A 16,724-nucleotide genomic window follows, 5' to 3' on the forward strand; every position below is an offset into this window, starting at 1 on the left:
CCGCCCTCGCCCATGCCCTCGCGGCCCGCGGCCTCGCCGTGGCCCTGCTCGGCAGGGAACTGGAGACGCTGGAGGCCGTCGCCCGCGAACTGCCCGTGCCGACCTGCTCGCTGGAGGTCGACGTCACCGACGAGCCCGCCCTGCGCGGCGCCGCCGACTGCGTACGGCAACGCCTCGGGCCCGCCTCCGTCGTCGTCGCCAACGCGGGCATCGCCGCGGCGGGCCCCTTCGCGCACACCGCCGCCGCGCTGTGGAACCGCGTCATCGCCGTCAACCTCACGGGCAGCGCCGCCACGGCCCGCGTCTTCCTCCCGCACCTCCTCGCCACGCGCGGCCACTTCCTCCAGATCGCCTCCACGGCCTCCTTCGGCTCCGCGCCCATGATGAGCGCCTACTGCGCCTCGAAGGCGGGCGCGGAGTCCTTCGCGCAGGCGCTGCGCAACGAAGTCGCTCCCGCGGGCGTCACGGTCGGCATCGCCTACCTGCACTGGACCGGCACCGGCATGATCGAGGACATCGACGGGAACCCGGTCCTGCGCGCGCTGCGCGCCCACCAGCCGGCCTTCGCGGGCCGCGTCCACCCGCCCGAGCAGGTCGCCGCCTGGCTCACCCGGAGCATCGTCCGCCGCGCGCCCACCGCCTACGCGCCGCCGTGGCTGCGCTTCCTCCAGCCCCTGCGGCCCGTCTTCCCCCACGCCGTCTCCTACGTGTCGCGCCGCGCCCTCGCCCGCCTGGCACCCGCCGACCTGGTCCGCGAGGCTGGCGTCCTCGGGCCGGGCGGGCGCGCCGACTGGGGCGCCGAGGACCGCAGCCCGGCACCCCCCGTGACGCCCCCGCACACCTGACACCTCACGCCCCGGCGTGCTCCCTGGCCCGCGCGACGGCCTCGCCGATGTCGCCCCGGTGAACGGGCCCGTGCCCGGCGAGCAGCGTCCCGGCGCTCACCGTTTCGAGAGCGGCGAGCGAGGCGAGGGTACGGGCCCGGTCGGCGTGGAACATCCCGGGCAGCAACTGCGGGCCCGACCGTCGCGAGGTGGGGTGGCCGGTCACGAGCGCGTCACCGCTGACGAGCACGCCGTGCTCCGGCAAGTGGTAGGCGCAGTGTCCGCGCGTGTGCCCCGGCGTGTGCACGGGCACGGGCCGCCCCGGCAGGTCGAGCGCCCCGGCGACGGGGAAGGCCCGCGGCCCGGCGACCGGCACCGCGCCCAGCCCTCCCGAGCGCACCGCGCCCACCGCCCAGGGCAGCACCCCGGGCCGCCAGGCCCGCGCGAGGATCTTCCCGAGCGTCACCTGATGCAGGAACTCCCTGCGCGCGTGCGGCACTTCCTCCTCGTGCATGAGGATGTCGGTCCCGTACGCGGTGCGCAGGTGCTCGGCCGCCCCGATGTGGTCGCCGTGCGCGTGCGTGATCAGGACCGCGCGTACGGCCTCCGGCGCGACGCCGAGCCTCGCGAGCGAGGCGAGCACGGCGTCCCGGTCGCCGGGATACCCCGAGTCGATGAGCGTCGCCGCGTCCCCGTCCTTGACGATCACCCAGTTCGTATCGCTGCCGTGGACCAGGTGGACCCCCGCCGCGACCTCGATGACGTCCTCGTCCCGCAACCCTGCCGTCATTGCACGCTCTTTTCCTGTCGATGACATCCGCTCAACGGAACGGCGTCGTCCCCGTGGCGACCTCGCGCCCCGCCGCGTTCCTTCCTGCGGCATACTGCCCGCCGAGACGATCACAGGGGAAGCGGGGGAGTCGTGGGGCGCACGAGGGCGGGACTGACGGCGGTGGCGCTGTGCGGTGGCCTCCTGCTCACGGGGTGCGGCGGTGACGCGAAGCCGGCGGGCCCGATACCCCTCGCCACCGGTCATCCGCACCGCCCCGCAAACCCCGCCGACCTCAACGGCGACGGGTACGCCGACGCGTTCCTCGGGGACGGGGAGCACAAGGGCGTCGTGCTGTGGGGCGCGAAGGACGGACTCGACGCGGGGCGTACGAGCCGCCTCGCGGTCTCGGGGGAACCGGTGCGCGCCGACCTGGACGCCGACGGTTACACCGACCTCGTCGCGGCGACCCCGCGCGGCACCACGGTGCTCCTGCGCGGCGGACCGCGCGGCCTCGCCGCGCCGCGCACCCTGCGCACCCCCGCGGGCTTCCTGCCCCGCGCGGCGGGGGACTTCGACGGCGACGGCACCACCGACCTCTTCGACGGCGGCCAGGGCGGTACGGGGGACACGGACTCCCTGCCCGAGGACCCGCAGCGGCCCGCCCGCGTCCTCCAGGGCCCCTTCACCGAGGACGGTGCCCCCGCCCGTACCCGTACGCTCGACGCCGGCCAGCACGGCTACAGCAGCCCGGCCACCGTGGCCGCCGCCGACTTCGACGGCGACGGCGCGAGCGACCTCGTCCTCGGCTACGCGTACGACGCCGAGGACGACGACAATGCGCCCCAGGACCTCGCCCCCGTCGCGTACTACAAGGGCAGCCCCGAAGGCCCGCGCCGCGACCGCACGCGCGAGAAGGCCCTGCTCGCCGCCGCGGGCCCCGGGGCGGGCGGCTTCGCCTCGCTCCCGGGCGACACGGACGGCGACGCCGCCGCCGACCTCCTCGTCCCCGGCTCCGCGCCCGGGGGCCACGGCCGCGTCACCGTCCTCCGCGGGGGCCCCGGCGGCCCGGGCACGGGTGGCGAGCCGGACGTGTACGAGGGCGAGCAGGGTTCCTTCGGCTCCTCGGTCCTCACCGGCCGCATCGACGGCGACGCACGGGGCGATCTCGTCGTCGGCGCGGCCGGCGCCTACCGCCACGACGACTGGATCACCGTCCACGCCACCCGCGCCGGCACCCAGCGGCTCACCGCTCTCGACGACGGCATGCCGGGCCGCCCCAACGGCGCCCACTGGAACGAGTTCGTCCCCCTCGCCCTGCTCGACGCGGACGGCGACCACCACGCCGACCTCCTCGCCCACGCGCCCCGCCACGACGGCGGCAAGGGCGTCTACGTCCTCCTGCGTGGCACGGACAAGGGTCTCTCCTTCCGCGGCGTACGCTCCCTCGCCCCCGCGAGCCTCGGACTGGGCTGACCCCGGACCGGGCCGAGAACCGCTCGACTGTGTCCTGCCGAGGCGGTTTACAGCGCTCTTCCAACGATGTAAAAAGTCAAGGGAGCCTCAAGTCGCGTTGTTTTCCCGCCGGTTGCCCGGCGGGTCGCGAGGAGAGGCCCGCCTCGCACCGTGCTCCAGCTTGTCATGTACGTGATAAACGCTTGGCCGGCGGACCCCCGCCCGGCGTACCCGAAGGAGCCGCACCATGCCCCCCGCCCGGACCTCCGCACCCCCGCCCCGCACCCGCAGACCCTCCCCGCGCGCCCTGATCGGCGCCCTGCTCGCCGTCCTCGCCCTGTGCGCGGGCGCCCTCACCGCCGCCGCCCCCGCCCAGGCCGCCGCGAGCGCCTGGGCCCCCAAGCCCTCACCCCTCACCACGCCGTGGACCAACCAGGTCCCCACCGACAAACCGCTCCCCGAGTACCCCCGCCCCCAGCTCACCCGCCCCGACTGGTCGAACCTCAACGGCATCTGGGACTTCGCCGTGACCTCCGCGAACGCGGGCCAGCCCGCGCAGTGGAGCGAGCAGATCCGGGTGCCCTTCGTCGCCGAGTCCGCGCTCTCCGGCATCAAGCGCAAGGTCACCGCCGACGACAAGCTCTGGTACCGCCGCACCTTCACCGTCCCCGCGGGCTGGGACGGCAGGAACGTCGTCCTCAACTTCGGCGCGAGCGACTGGCGCACCACCGTGTGGGTCAACGGGCAGCAGGCGGGAGCCGTGCACAGCGGCGGCTACGACGCCTTCTCGTACGACATCACCGCGCTCCTGAACCGGGGCGGCAGCAACACCGTCGTCGTCTCCGTCGTCGACCCGACCCAGTCCGGCGGCCAGGCGATCGGCAAGCAGCGCTCGGGCGACGTCGAGCCGCACTCGGGCGGCGGCATCTTCTACACCTCCGCCTCGGGCATCTGGCAGACCGTCTGGCTCGAACCCGTCGCCCCCGCCCACATCACCCGCCTCGACATGACCCCCGACCTCAACAGCAGCACGCTGAAGACCACGGTCCGCGCCGCCGGGGCGAACGGCCGCCAGGTCCGCGTCACCGTCTCCACGGGCGGACGCACCGTCGGCACCGCCACCGGGACCGTCGGCACCGCGCTCAGCGTGCCCGTACCCTCGCCGCACCTGTGGACCCCCGAGGACCCCTTCCTCTACGACGTCCGCGCCGAACTCCTCGACGGCACCGCCGTCACCGACACGGCCGGCAGCTACACCGGGATGCGCAGCATCGGCCTCGCCCGCGTCGACGGCGTCCAGCGCCCCGTCCTCAACGGGAAGTTCGTCTTCCAGACCGGCACCCTCGACCAGGGCTACTGGCCCGACGGCATCTACACCGCGCCCACCGACGACGCCCTCAAGTACGACCTCCAGAAGCACAAGGACCTCGGCTTCAACATGGTCCGCAAGCACATCAAGGTCGAGCCCCAGCGCTGGTTCTACTGGGCCGACAAGCTCGGCCTCCTCGTGTGGCAGGACATGCCCGCGATGGACCTGCGCACCCCCGACAGCGCCGCCCGCACGCAGTGGGAGGCCGAGTACCACGAGATCATCGACGAGCACCGCAGCTCGCCGTCGGTCGTCATGTGGGTCGACGAGAACGAGGGCTGGGGGCAGTACGACCAGGCCCGCATCGCGAACGACGTCAAGGCGTACGACCCGAGCCGCCTCGTGGACAACATGAGCGGCATCAATTGCTGCGGCGCCGTCGACGGCGGCAACGGCGACGTCATCGACCACCACAACTACGTCGGCCCGGGCGACACGAAACCGAGCGCGAGCCGCGCCGCCGTCCTCGGCGAGTTCGGCGGCCTCGGACTGCGCGTCGCGGGCCACGAGTGGTTCCCCGGCGGCGGCTTCAGCTACGAGGACCAGGGCGACGCCGCCCACCTGAACAACCGCTTCATCGGCCTCATCGACGCCCTGCGCCTCCAGCAGATGCCCGCCGGCCTCTCGGCCTCCGTCTACACCGAGATCACCGACGTCGAGAACGAGGCGAACGGCCTGCTCACCTACGACCGCCAGGTCGTCAAGGTGGACGAGAACCGCGTCCGCGCCGCCAACCAGGCCCTCATCGCCGCCTCGCGCGGCACCCCGCCGCGCGCCACCCTCCCGACCGGCGGCTACAAGTCCCTGCGCGTCACGACGCCCGGCTTCACCGACCGCTACCTGCGCCACTACGACGGGCTCGCCAACACCGAGCCCGTCACCGCGGCCAGCCCCGCGGTCCTGAAGGCGGACGCCACCTGGAAGATCGTCCCCGGCCTCTCCGACTCCGCGTGCTACTCCTTCGAGTCCCGCAACTACCCCGGCGAGTACCTGCGTCACCGCGAGTTCCGCGTCCACCGCGAGGCGGGCGACGGCTCCGCGCTCTTCAAGGCCGACGCCACGTGGTGCGCGGTCCCCGGCGAGGGCGGCGTCCGCCTCATGGCGTCGAACTTCCCCGGCCAGTACCTGCGCCACTTCAACTCCGAGGTGTGGCTCGCCACGCCGGGCGGCACCCACGCCTACGACACACCGGACCGCTTCACCGAGGACACCACGTGGGCGGTGGAGAACCCGTGGACCCCGTGACCGGGGCCCGCTGACACCCGCAGTCCGTGACCCGGGCCGCTGACACCCGTGGGGCGCGCCGCCGCGCGCCCCACGGAGCGGCCCGCCCGACCGTGGCCCGTCTCAGCCGGGCCACGTCCCTGTCAGCCGCTTCGCCGCCGTCGCCCCGCCCCGCTCCACGGCCGCCCGCACCGTCGAGAAGACGGCGCCCTGGAGGGCCGCCGCCACCAGGATCTCCCCCCACCGGCGGTCCTCGTCACCGGCCGCCGGAGCCTCGCTCTCGTGCCCGAGCCTCTTCCACGCCTGCCGGAACAGCGCACCGGCCACCATCCCCGCGCCCATGCCGAGCGCCAGCCCCACCGGTTTGTACGCGGCCTTGTCGACCTTCACGTCCCGCTCACCTCTTCCCTGTGTTCCTGGCCATCGCGGCACCTGGCCGTGCCGTCCGTCCGCGCGTACCCCCCGGGGCTCCGGTCAGGCGCGACTCCGCGCGCGGCGCTCCGGCCGGGCACGGCTCCCGCACGAGCGGCCCGTGCCCGTCCCGATTGCAGGGGGCGGGGACGGGAGGGATTCTGGGGTGGTGAGCGAAGAGCCGGAGGCGGGCGGCGAGGGAACCGGGGGCCTCCCGGTGCTGCGCCACGTCCTGACCGGCATCGCGCTGGTCGAGGGCGACACGTACACCCTCACGGACGCGAACGCCTCGTTCGCCGAGCGCGCGGGCCCACGCGTCGCGCCACCCGGCGGCCCCGTCCCCCCGGGAGCCCTGCGCACGGCACTGGACCGCGCCCGCCGCACCGGCCGCACGGAGCGGGTCCGGCTGCCGGCCACCACACGCGACGAGGGGGACCCGCACGCCCCCGTCGTCCTCCTGTGCCTGCCCCTGCGCCCCGCGCAGGGCCCGCCGCCGCTCCTCCTGCTCGCCGAAGCACTCCCGGAGACCGGGGAGACGGACGCCGACGAGACCGGAGGGCGCCCGCTGGACGACGACTCGCTCGTCCTGCGCTACCAGGCACTGCTCTCCGCCGTCCCCCAAGTCGTCTGGACACGCGGCCCGGACGGCCGCGTCACCCGGCTCTCCGGCACCGGGGACGCCGGACGGCTCGCCTTGCCACTGCCCGAGGACGGAGAGGACTGGCTGGACGCCGTCCACCCGAAGGACCGCGAGCACTTCACCCGCGAGTGGCACGAGGCCACCGCCGCGGCCACCCACGTCACCTGCGTCGTCCGCGTCCGCGTCGGCGAGGACGCGCGGGCCTACCGGCACCTGCGGCTCACCGCCGTGCCCGTCGCCCGCGCGGACGGGCGGCAGGAATGGGTCGGCACCGTCGCGGACGCCGAGGGCGAGTGGTACGCCAGTACGCGCGAACGCCTCCTCGCCCGGATGGCCGAGGTCTCCACGGCCCGCGACCTCTCCGAGGCCTTCAGGACGACCGCCACCGTCGTCGTGCCCGCACTCGCCGACTCGATCGCCGTCTTCGAGGTCCAGGGGGCCGCGGCACCCTCCGCGCTCACCGCGCGCCCCGCCGCGCGCGTCGCCTTCGCCCCCGGCCTGCCCCCGCTTCCGCCCCTCGGCGAGGACTTCACCCTCGGGCACATGGCCGACGAGGTCCTGCGCGACCGCGAGCCGCGCCTCGTCACCTTCCCGGCCGGAGCACCGCCCGCGGACAAGATCTCGCCCGTGTCGCTGGCCTGGCTGCGCGAGGCCGGGGCGACGAGCCTCGCGCTGCTCCCCGTCGTCGTGGACGGCCGGATCGTCGCCCTCGCCAGCGCCGCCAACTGCCGGGGCAACCCGCCGCCGGGCGAACCCGAACTGCGCCTGCTCCAGGACGTCCTGCAAGGACTCGGACGTCCCCTGCGCCGCACCCTGGAACTGCAACGCGCCCGGGAGACGGCCCTCGTCCTGCAACGCTCCTTCCTCCCCACCGTGCCCGACCTCGCGGGCGCCGAGATCAGGGCCCGCTACGTCCCCGCCAACGCCGCGGCCGAGGTCGGCGGCGACTGGTACGACGCGACCCGGCTGCCCGGGGGAGCCGTCGCCCTCACGATCGGCGACGTCGCCGGGCACGACCTCGACGCGGCGACCGCGATGGGCAGCGTCAACAGCATGCTGCGCGGCCTCGCCTGGGACGCGGGACCGCGCGCCGACCCCGCCCGCACCCTGGACCGCCTCGACGGCATGGTCCAGGGCCTCGGCACCGCGTCGCTCATCACCACCGTCCACGCGCTCCTGTGCCCCGACCCCGGGCGCGGCTGGCACATCACGCTCGCCAACGCGGGCCACCCCCCGCCCCTGCTGCTCCGCGCCGCCGGACCCGTCGACTGCCTCGGCGAGGAACCCGACCCCCCGCTGTGCGCGCCGACCCGGGAGGCCCGGAGCAGCACGAAACTCTTCCTCGCGAAGGGCGACACGCTGTTCCTCTACACGGACGGGCTCGTGGAGATCCCGGAGGCGAGGATCACCGACCGCATCGCGCACCTGCGCGCACGCGTCGAGTCGCTCCACCGCGACGGCCGGCCCCTGGAAGCCCTCGTCCGGGACGTCGTCGCGCACGTCCGCGCGGGCAAGGACGACATCGCGGTCATCGCCTTCCGGGCGACGGGCTGACGGGGCGCCTGCCGCCCGGCCTGGACGGCACCGGGCCCGTACGCCCGGCCCCGCCCGCCCTCGCACTCAGCCGCTCACCGGCCCCACCGGCCCCACCGGCACATCGCCCCGGAGCGTGATGCGGTGCATGACGCGGTGCTGGTCCCCGTAGTCGCGGTTGGCGTAGTGGGACGTGGCGCGGTTGTCCCACAGCGCCACGTCGCCGGGCTGCCAGCGGTGCCTGATCGTGTGCTCCGGCTTGGTGAGGTGCGCGTACAGGATGTCGAGGATGCCCCGGCTCTCGTACTCCGAGACCCCCGTGATGTGCGAGGTGAACCCCGGGTTGACGAAGAGGCCCCGGCGGCCCGACTCCGGGTGCACCCGCACCACCGGATGCTCGACGGGCGAGAGATCCGTGAACACCTCGCCCTCCCACACGTTGCCACGCCCCCGCCGTCGCCGCGCAAGGTAGTAGCCGAACTCCCTGCTCCCGTCGTGCACGGCGGTGAGCGGGTCGACGAGCGCCCGCAGCCCCGGCGTCAGCGACTCGTACGCCGCCTGGCTGTCCGCCCACGACGTGTCACCCCCGGTCGGCGGCAGCACCACGGCGCGCAGCACCGAGATCGCGGGCGGCCTCGCCACGAACGTCACGTCCGTGTGCCACACGTCGGCGAAGCCGTTGTCCTGGCTGTCCAGCGCGTACACCTCCTCCGGCACGCCGCCCGAGTCGTGCACGGGGTGACCGGCCGTCACCTCGCCGAGCCGCCGCCCGAACGCGATCTGCGCCGCGTCGTCGATGTCCTGGCCGCGCACGAAGAGCACCTTGTGCGCCACGAGTGCCGCGCGCACGGCGGCGACCTGCTCCTGGTCCGGCCGGGCGAGATCGATGCCGTGCACCTCGGCGCCGAACCGGGGCCCGAGCGGAGTCAGGCGCAGCCCCGCTTCCGGAGCGGCGCTCCCCACACGGTCGTTGACGATGGTCATCGTGCTTCCTCCTTGTACGGGCGGTGCCGGGCCCGCACCGCGTGAGCGGCGCCCCCGACGGCAACGGGACGGGACGGTGCGGGACGGCGCGCCCGGGCGGGGGAGGGGGCGGGGCGCGTCACGGCGCGACGACCGGCGACGCCTCGATCGGCGGCGTACGGCAAAGGCGCGCGAGGAGCGGGGCGCCGCGCGCGGACGTCAGGCGGCGGCCAGGACGGGGGAGATCAGCGACAACGACACGAGGCCGTGCGGGGGCGCGGTTCGAGGACCGGGCGGCACACCGACGCTTCGTGGGTCACGGGGAAGTTGTACCGCACGCGGCCGCGCCCGCACCAGGACGTGTCCAGGCTCCGGGACGGCACGGCGAAGGCACCGCGCCCCTGCGAACGCCCGCCCCGCCCGGCCTTGAGGCCCCGCCCGCACGAGACGAGACGCTCTCAACCGGCGCGCGACGCGCAGTACCGAGCGTCACCTGCTGTCGTGCTGTGAGAACAACACGTAAGGATTCTGTGAGAGCGACCCGCCGCGCGCCGCGCTCGTGCGACATTCCCCGGGACCTGACGGAGCGCCACGCCGCCCACGAGGCGGCGCCCAGCGAGAGGGCCCCGCATGACCACCACCCCCCGCCCCGCCCACCCCGTCCGCAGAACCGCCCTCGCCCTCGCGGCGGCGGCCGGGCTCCTGCTCACCGCCCAGAGCCTGCCCGCGGCGGCCGACGCCCCCCGCGCCGTCCCCGCGGGCGAGGCCACCGCGGTGGCCGCCGACTACTACGCGAGCGTCGAGGGCAAGACGGGCACCGCCCTCAAGAGCGCCCTGCACACCCTCATCAGCGACCAGGACACCGTCACCTACAGCCAGGTGTGGGACGCCTTGAAGAAGACCGACGAGGACCCCGCGAACCCGGACAACGTCATCGAGCTGTACACGGGCAAGTCCATAGCCAAGTCCCGTCAGGGCGGCGCCCAGGGCGACTGGAACCGCGAACACGTCTGGGCCAAGAGCCACGGCGACTTCGGCACCGCCACGGGCCCCGGCACCGACCTCCACCACCTGCGCCCCGAGGACGTCGCCGTCAACGGCGCCCGTGGCAACAAGGACTTCGACGACGGCGGCGGCGCGGTCAGCGGCGCCCCGGGCAACTACACCGACAGCGACAGCTTCGAACCGCGCGACGCCGTCAAGGGCGACGTCGCCCGCATGATCCTCTACATGGCCGTCCGCTACGACGGCGGCGACGGCTTCCCCGACCTCGAACCCAACGACAAGGCGGGCAACGGCTCCGCGCCCGCGATCGGCCGCCTCTCGGTCCTCAAGGAGTGGAACGAACTCGACCCGCCCAGCTCCTTCGAAGAACACCGCAACGACGTGATCTTCGAGAGCTACCAGCACAACCGCAACCCGTTCATCGACCACCCCGAGTGGGTCGAGTCGATCTGGTGACCCCACGCCGGCCCTGAGCCGGCTTCTGCTCCGCCCGCCGGGGAAACGGTTCCCCGGCGGGCGGTAGCCTCCGCGCATGACCGCCACCACCACTCCCCGGGCGAGAGACCTCGGACTCGGCGCGGGCACTGTGCCGACCGGGCGCCACAACGCGCTCACCGATGTCCCCGGCATCCGCGTCGGCCATGCCACCGTGACGGAGCCGCCGCGCGTGCACAGCGGCGTCACCGCGATCCTCCCCGAAGGCGTTGGCCCGCACGCCCCCTTGCCCGCCGGGTTCTTCGCGGGCAACGGCTACGGAAAGCTCATCGGCACGACCCAGCTCGCCGAACTCGGCGAGCTGGAGACACCCCTCCTGCTCACCTCCACCCTCTCCGCGTTCCGCGTCGCCGACGCCCTCGTGGGCTGGGTGCTCGAACAGCCCGGCGCGGAAGACGTCCGCAGCCTCAACCCGGTCGTCGGCGAGTGCAACGACGGCCTCCTCTCCGACATCCGCAGCCGCCCGGTCGGCGAGGAACACGTCCGCGCCGCCCTCGCGTCGGCGAGCGCGGGCCCCGTCGCGGAGGGCTGCGTCGGCGCCGGTACGGGCATGAGCGCGCTCGGCTTCAAAGCGGGCATCGGCACCAGCTCACGCGTCCTTCCGCTCGCCGGGCGCGACGTCACGCTCGGCGCCCTCGTCCAGGCCAACTTCGGCGGCACCCTGCGCCTCGGCTCCCGTACCGTCACCCCCGCCGATCTCGGCCTGCCCGTTCCCCCGCCGCTCCCCGACACGGGCTCCTGCGTCGTCGTCCTCGCGACGGACGCCCCGCTCGACGCCCGCCGCCTGACCCGCCTCGCCCGCCGCGCCGTCTTCGCCCTGGCCCGGACCGGCGCCTCCTACAGCCACGGCTCCGGCGACTACGGACTCGCCCTCACCACCACCCGCGCCGCGGTCCCCCTCGTCCCCGACGCGGACCTCGACCCGCTCTTCACCGCCGCGCTCGACGCGGTCGAGGAAGCGGTCCTCAACTCCCTGCTCGCCGCGACCACCACGACAGGCCCCCGCGGCGACGTCCGCCACGGCCTCCCCGCCGAACGGCTCCTGAGCTTCCTGAACTCCTGAACCCCTGGGCCGCCGGGGCCGCCGTGCCTGTCGCTCGGCCGACCCCGGCCTCGGCGAGCCGGGGCTCGGGGGTCAGTCGTGGGCGAGCGCGTCCCCCAGCGTGTCGAGCCCCTCGCGGAGCAGCGCGGTGAGCGGGACCTCTTCCGCCGACGCCTCCTCGGGCCGCTCGTCACCGACCCAGACGGTGAAGGCGGTCTTGAAGACGCCGGCGCCCGCCTCGGCGAGGAGGCTCGCGCGCGGCTCCTCCACCCCGCGCAGGCGCAGGGCCCCGGCGAGCACGCGGGTCAGCGAGGCGAGCTTGATCAGCTCGCGCTCCTGGAGTTCCTGCTGCGCGGCGACGACTGCCTGGCGCCTGCGGGCGTGTGCGCGCGCCCCCTCGAAGGCGGCGCCCAGCGCGTCGAGCCCCGCCGCCAGCGCGGCACGGGGCGAGGCGTCCGCGGGGGCCGCGGCCACCGCCTCGCCCAGCGCCGTCTCCAGGCTGTGCGAGCCGTCGAAGAGGACTTCCCGCTTGTCGGGGAAGTGCCGGAAGTACGTGCGCTCGGTGAGCCCGGCACGGGCGGCGATCTGGGCGACCGTGGTCCGCTCGTACCCGTGCTCGCCGTACAGCTCCAGGGCCGCGCGTGCCAGCCGTTCCTTCGTGTGGGGCTCCCATCTCGCCATGAGCCCGATTCTATGCGGTCCCCGTGTCTTGATGTCAGTGACTGCCGTCATGGTGCTAGCATCGATGATGACAGTCACTGACATCGACCGTGATCATGTTGAGGAGTACCGCCATGCGCGTTTTCGTCACCGGGGCCTCCGGCTGGATCGGTTCCGCCCTCGTCCCCGAACTGCTCGCCGCTGGGCACCACGTTCTCGGGCTCGCCCGCTCGCAGGCATCCGCCGAGGCTTTGGAGAAGGCCGGCGCCGAGCCCGTCCTCGGGTCGCTCGCCGACCTCGGCCTCCTCGGGGAGACGGCCCGCGCCAGCGACGCCGTGGCCCACCTCGCCTTCCGCCACGACATCGCCTTCACCGGCGACTTCGCGGGCGCCGCCACGTCCGACCGCGCCGCCGTGGACGCCTTCGGCGAGGCCCTGGCCGGGACGGACAAGCCGTTCACGATCGCCTCCGGCCTCCTCGGCGTCGCCCCCGGCCGGGTGGCCACCGAGTCCACCTGGCCCGACGGCGGCGAGAACCCCGGGTCGGTGCGCGCCGCCACCGCCCGCGCCACCGTCGCCCTCGCGGACAAGGGCATCCGCTCCTCGGTCGTCCGCCTGGCACCCACCGTCCACGGAGAGGGCGACGGCGGTTTCGTGCCCGGGCTCATCGCCATCGCCCGCGAGCAGGGCGTCGCCGGCTACATCGGCGACGGCAGCCAGCGCTGGCCCGCCGTCCACCGCCTGGACGCGGCCCGCCTCTTCCTGCTCGCCCTGGAGAAGGCCCCAGCGGGAGCGGTCCTGCACGCGGCGGCGGAAGAGGGCGTCTCGCAGCGCGACATCGCCGGTGTGATCGGCGAACACCTGCGTCTCCCGGTCACCTCCATCGCCCCCGCCGACGCGCCCGCGCACTTCGGCTGGCTCGCCGGCAACACGGCCCTGGACTCCCCGTCCTCCGCCGCCCGTACGAAGAGCCTCCTCGACTGGCACCCCACCGGGCCCGGCCTCCTCGCCGACATGGCGGCCCACTACTTCACGGCCTGACGCCCGCGCGCCGGGGGGCCCACCTCCGGCGCTCGCACACGCGAGCGATCCCCGCCCTTCGCGTGTCACACGTATTGAGTAACCCTGCAAGCAGGTGACGCGCGGAGTGGGTGTGTGCCTCTACGGTACGGAAAGGGCACGTGCCCCGCGCGAACAAGGGACGCTCTCATGCTGGATCGCAGAACCCTTCTGATCGGTACGGGCGCCGCGGTGGCCACCCTCGGAGCCGCCGCGACCCCGGCCGCCGCCGAGGACGTGACACGTGTGCTGCTCCAGGAACACCCCTCGCCGGCCCCCGGCTGGGACACCGCGCAAACCCTCGTGGAAATCCCGCGCGGCGAGGCCTCGGGCCGCCACAGCCACCCGGGAGTGGAGGTCGGCTACCTCGTACGCGGCGAGGTCCGTATGGAGTTCGACGACCACCGCCCGCCCCTGCACCTGCGCACGGGCGACCCGTTCTTCATTCCGACCGGAGTCATCCACAACGCGGTCAACACGGGAGAGGAGACGACGATGATGCTCTCGACCTATGTCGTGGAGAAGGGGAAGCCGCTGGTGACCACCTACTGAGCCGGGCGGAGCGACCGGGGGAGATGAGTGTGGCGGGCTCGGCCGCTCCTGAGGGAGGGGGCGAGCCCGCCGTCGTCGTCTGCCTGACGGTGTGTGAGGGGCGTGTGGCGCCCACGTGATGCGAAAAGCGCATGGAGCATAGTCCAAGCGAATGCCTCATGTGCGGCGTGCTAACGTGTGGGGGTGATGAGTTCGCTGAGTGATCGCCTGCGAGCGGCCGTCGTGGCGGTCATGTTCCAGACCGGGGAGTCGCAACGAGACCTCGCGACGGTCCTGGGGATCTCGCAGGGACAAGTGAGCCGACGTCAGTCCGGCAGCGCAGCATGGTCGCTGGACCAGTGCGACGTCCTCGCCGCGCACTGGGGCGTCGACGCCCTCGATCTCCTCGCGGGCCCCACGCGCGCCTGCGAGGCGCTGCCCGAACGGAACGCGGTCCGGTGAACGACGGCTTCGACGCGATCGACGACCTCCTCGCCTCCGTCGGCCGGGAGCGCCCCCTCCCTCCTGCGGCCGAGCGCCGCCGCCTGCGCGAGGAACTCGCGCTCTCCCGCGCCCAGCTCGCCGCCGTGCTCGGTGTGAGCGCCTCGACGATCGCGGGCTGGGAACGCGGCAGCGACCCCTCCGGCGAAGTACGGGAGAAATACGCGTACTTCCTCGACAGCGCCCGCACCAAGCTCACCCCCGCCCCTCCCGCCGAGGGACCGGCCGATACCGCAGCCCCCGCCGCTTCCGCGGCGAGCGCCCCCGTCCCGGAGGCCGAGGACGCAGGCGCGGACGAGGCGGATGACATGGGCGACACGGACGAGGCGGGCGACGCCGACGACGTGGACGTCCTCGCGGTCGCCGAACCTTGCGTCCTGTGCGGGGAGCCCGCCCGTCACAGGGTCGCGGGGTTCGCCCAGCACCTCGACCCCGCCGAGTGCCACCCCCTGCCCGTCCCCGAGACCCCGGCGCCCGAGCCCCCGCGTCCCTCGCCCCGCCCGGCACCCCCGCACACCCGGACCGCGCCTCCCCCGCCCCGCCAGGCCCGACGTGACACCCCCCGCACCGCCCGGCCTGACACACCCCGCACCGTACGGGTGGCGGCGGCCGGTCGCCGCGCGCGGACCGAGGACGAGCCCGGCTTCATCGCCGCCCGCGTCGCCGCGGCGGTCGCCGCGCACGACGGGGACATCGACGCCGCGACGGCCGCGCTCGTGAAACGAGCCATCCCGGACGCGATGGAACTCCTCGACCGCACCCGCCTGGGCGGCCGCTACGACGTCGTCGCACACCCCGCGATGCCGGACGTCCTCCACAAACAATCCGCGCGCGGCCCCGACCAGATCTGGGAAGCCCGCCCGAAGTGGACCCGCCCCACCCTTCCCGAAGGGCGGCACGAGGTCACGGCGCTCGACATCAACGGCGCCTACCTCTCCGCCCTCAAGACCCACCTCCCGCTTGGCCAGCTCGAACACTCCACCGGCTTCGCGCACGACCGCCGCCGCGCCGGGGTCCACCTGATCACCCCGCCCGCCTGGCACCACGAGGCCGAGCTGCCCAACCCCCTCGGAGCGCGCGACGAGCCCGGCCCCCTGTGGGTGACCGAGCCGACCCTGCGCCTCCTCCAGCGCCTCGCGGGACCGAAGTACGGGCTGTGCGAGGCCCCCGAGATCCACGAGTCCTACACCTCCGGCTCCACGGAGAACCTCCTGGAGAAATTCCGCACCGAGCTGAAGGACGCCCGCGACCGCGCCCTCGCCGAGGACGACGACGTGACGCTGGAGTACGTCAAGGCGATGTACTCGAAGTTCGTCTCGACGATGGGCACGTCGAACTACAACCGCGAGCTGTACCGTCCGGACTGGATGCACCTCATCCGCGCCCAGGCGTTCTCGAACCTGTGGATGAAAGCCTTCAAGGCGTACGAGAACGGCGTGACCGTGGTCCGGGCGATGGGCACGGACGAACTCCACGTCATCGGTGACTGGCGCGCCGTCTTCCCCGAGGGCCGCGCGGTCACCGAGGTCAAGGTCAAGGACGTCTACACCGTCGGCACCGACGAGCAGGAGGACCCCGATGCCTGAGCGCACCATCGAGTTCGGCGTGTACGGCGCCCAGGGCGTCAAGGGGCACGAACTGGTCGCCCGCCGCCTGGACGGCCTCGCGGGTTTCATCGTCTCCCCCGTCACCACTCGCCGCGGCCTGCTCGCCCGGCTGCGCTACCTCACGAGCAGCCGCCGCCAGCTCACCGCCGCCCGCGAGGCGGGCCTCACCCTCAGCACCCGCACGATCAAGGCCCAGCTCGCCGGTACCCGCCGCCCCTCGGCCCGCACCCTCCGCCAGATCGAGACCGCCTACCGGACGGTCCGCCGCCGGAACGTCGCCCGCCACCTCCTGGCCCGCCTGAACCGGGAAGGCCGGGGCACCCGCGTCGAGTTCCACCCGGTCAACCAGTCCGCTGTGGACCGCCCCCGGCAGCGCGTCGTCGAATACCGCACGCTGAACGTCCGCAAATGGGACCACATCATCGCCGCCTGGCAGGCCGGCGACGACACAGCCCTGGACAACACCTGGATCGACGAGGTCGTGATCGACCTCGGCTCCCAGTGGGGCCAGTACGAGTACGTCACCAACATCGGCTTCGCGGCCTGAACCGACAGCCGCACCGCGGCCTCCGCCCGGCCGCCCTTGCCCGTACCGCCGGACCGGCGCCGCTCAGTGGCGACGCCGGTCCGGCGGGCG

General features: G+C 74.1%; 15 protein-coding genes. 11 read left to right on the forward strand and 4 right to left on the reverse strand.

Annotation, left to right across the window (positions count from 1 at the left end; all coding sequences use genetic code 11):
- On the forward strand, positions 1-845 hold an 845-nt coding region (locus G3I42_RS14760), incomplete at its 5' end, for a short-chain dehydrogenase/reductase (RefSeq protein WP_239096453.1).
- A gap of 4 nt (positions 846-849) precedes the next feature.
- Here the strand turns inward: G3I42_RS14760 and G3I42_RS14765 are convergent.
- Positions 850-1,614 carry an MBL fold metallo-hydrolase gene (locus G3I42_RS14765; protein WP_164286112.1) on the reverse strand — a complete coding sequence of 255 codons (765 nt, stop codon included), beginning with the start codon at positions 1,612-1,614 and terminating at the stop codon, positions 850-852.
- A gap of 132 nt (positions 1,615-1,746) precedes the next feature.
- On the opposite strand from G3I42_RS14765, the gene G3I42_RS14770 reads away from it, so the two are divergent.
- Positions 1,747-3,069, forward strand: a complete 1,323-nt coding sequence (locus tag G3I42_RS14770; RefSeq protein WP_164286114.1) for a VCBS repeat-containing protein — start codon at positions 1,747-1,749, stop codon at positions 3,067-3,069.
- Between the two features lie 226 nt (positions 3,070-3,295).
- Positions 3,296-5,662, forward strand: a complete 2,367-nt coding sequence (locus G3I42_RS14775) for an AbfB domain-containing protein (RefSeq protein WP_164286116.1) — start codon at positions 3,296-3,298, stop codon at positions 5,660-5,662.
- A 102-nt stretch (positions 5,663-5,764) separates the two neighbouring features.
- On the opposite strand, the gene G3I42_RS14780 is transcribed toward G3I42_RS14775, so the two are convergent.
- Positions 5,765-6,031 carry a DUF4235 domain-containing protein gene (locus tag G3I42_RS14780; protein ID WP_164286118.1) on the reverse strand — a complete coding sequence of 89 codons (267 nt, stop codon included), beginning with the start codon at positions 6,029-6,031 and terminating at the stop codon, positions 5,765-5,767.
- Between the two features lie 187 nt (positions 6,032-6,218).
- Between G3I42_RS14780 and G3I42_RS14785 the strand changes: the two genes are divergently transcribed.
- Positions 6,219-8,246 carry a SpoIIE family protein phosphatase gene (locus G3I42_RS14785; protein WP_164286120.1) on the forward strand — a complete coding sequence of 676 codons (2,028 nt, stop codon included), beginning with the start codon at positions 6,219-6,221 and terminating at the stop codon, positions 8,244-8,246.
- Between the two features lie 66 nt (positions 8,247-8,312).
- Here G3I42_RS14785 and G3I42_RS14790 read toward each other — a convergent pair whose 3' ends face one another.
- Positions 8,313-9,209, reverse strand: coding sequence for a TauD/TfdA family dioxygenase (locus G3I42_RS14790; RefSeq protein WP_164286122.1), 897 nt, complete (start codon positions 9,207-9,209; stop codon positions 8,313-8,315).
- A gap of 609 nt (positions 9,210-9,818) precedes the next feature.
- On the opposite strand from G3I42_RS14790, the gene G3I42_RS14795 reads away from it, so the two are divergent.
- Complete coding sequence (locus G3I42_RS14795) at positions 9,819-10,649, forward strand: endonuclease (protein WP_164286124.1); 831 nt, start codon at positions 9,819-9,821, stop codon at positions 10,647-10,649.
- A gap of 76 nt (positions 10,650-10,725) precedes the next feature.
- Complete coding sequence (locus G3I42_RS14800) at positions 10,726-11,751, forward strand: P1 family peptidase (protein WP_164286126.1); 1,026 nt, start codon at positions 10,726-10,728, stop codon at positions 11,749-11,751.
- 72 nt (positions 11,752-11,823) lie between these two features.
- On the opposite strand, the gene G3I42_RS14805 is transcribed toward G3I42_RS14800, so the two are convergent.
- Positions 11,824-12,411, reverse strand: coding sequence for a TetR/AcrR family transcriptional regulator (locus tag G3I42_RS14805; RefSeq protein WP_164286128.1), 588 nt, complete (start codon positions 12,409-12,411; stop codon positions 11,824-11,826).
- Positions 12,412-12,524: 113 nt separating this feature from the next.
- On the opposite strand from G3I42_RS14805, the gene G3I42_RS14810 reads away from it, so the two are divergent.
- The 5 genes from G3I42_RS14810 to G3I42_RS14830 all read left to right on the forward strand — a co-directional run bounded on the left by G3I42_RS14810 (position 12,525) and on the right by G3I42_RS14830 (position 16,634).
- Positions 12,525-13,430, forward strand: coding sequence for an SDR family oxidoreductase (locus tag G3I42_RS14810; RefSeq protein WP_164286130.1), 906 nt, complete (start codon positions 12,525-12,527; stop codon positions 13,428-13,430).
- Between the two features lie 168 nt (positions 13,431-13,598).
- Positions 13,599-14,000, forward strand: a complete 402-nt coding sequence (locus G3I42_RS14815) for a cupin domain-containing protein (RefSeq protein ID WP_164286132.1) — start codon at positions 13,599-13,601, stop codon at positions 13,998-14,000.
- Positions 14,001-14,186: 186 nt separating this feature from the next.
- Positions 14,187-14,441: a helix-turn-helix domain-containing protein gene (locus G3I42_RS14820; protein ID WP_164286134.1), complete on the forward strand. Its 255-nt coding sequence runs from the start codon at positions 14,187-14,189 to the stop codon at positions 14,439-14,441.
- Positions 14,438-16,066 carry a helix-turn-helix transcriptional regulator gene (locus tag G3I42_RS14825; RefSeq protein ID WP_343244544.1) on the forward strand — a complete coding sequence of 543 codons (1,629 nt, stop codon included), beginning with the start codon at positions 14,438-14,440 and terminating at the stop codon, positions 16,064-16,066. Before G3I42_RS14820 ends, G3I42_RS14825 begins: the two co-directional genes overlap by 4 nt.
- Complete coding sequence (locus G3I42_RS14830) at positions 16,059-16,634, forward strand: transcriptional regulator (RefSeq protein WP_164286139.1); 576 nt, start codon at positions 16,059-16,061, stop codon at positions 16,632-16,634. The genes G3I42_RS14825 and G3I42_RS14830 overlap by 8 nt, the downstream gene beginning before the upstream one ends.
- The last annotated feature ends 90 nt before the right edge of the window (positions 16,635-16,724 follow it).

The sequence above is a fragment of the Streptomyces sp. SID11385 genome, from assembly GCF_010548245.1.
Lineage (GTDB): Bacteria > Actinomycetota > Actinomycetes > Streptomycetales > Streptomycetaceae > Streptomyces.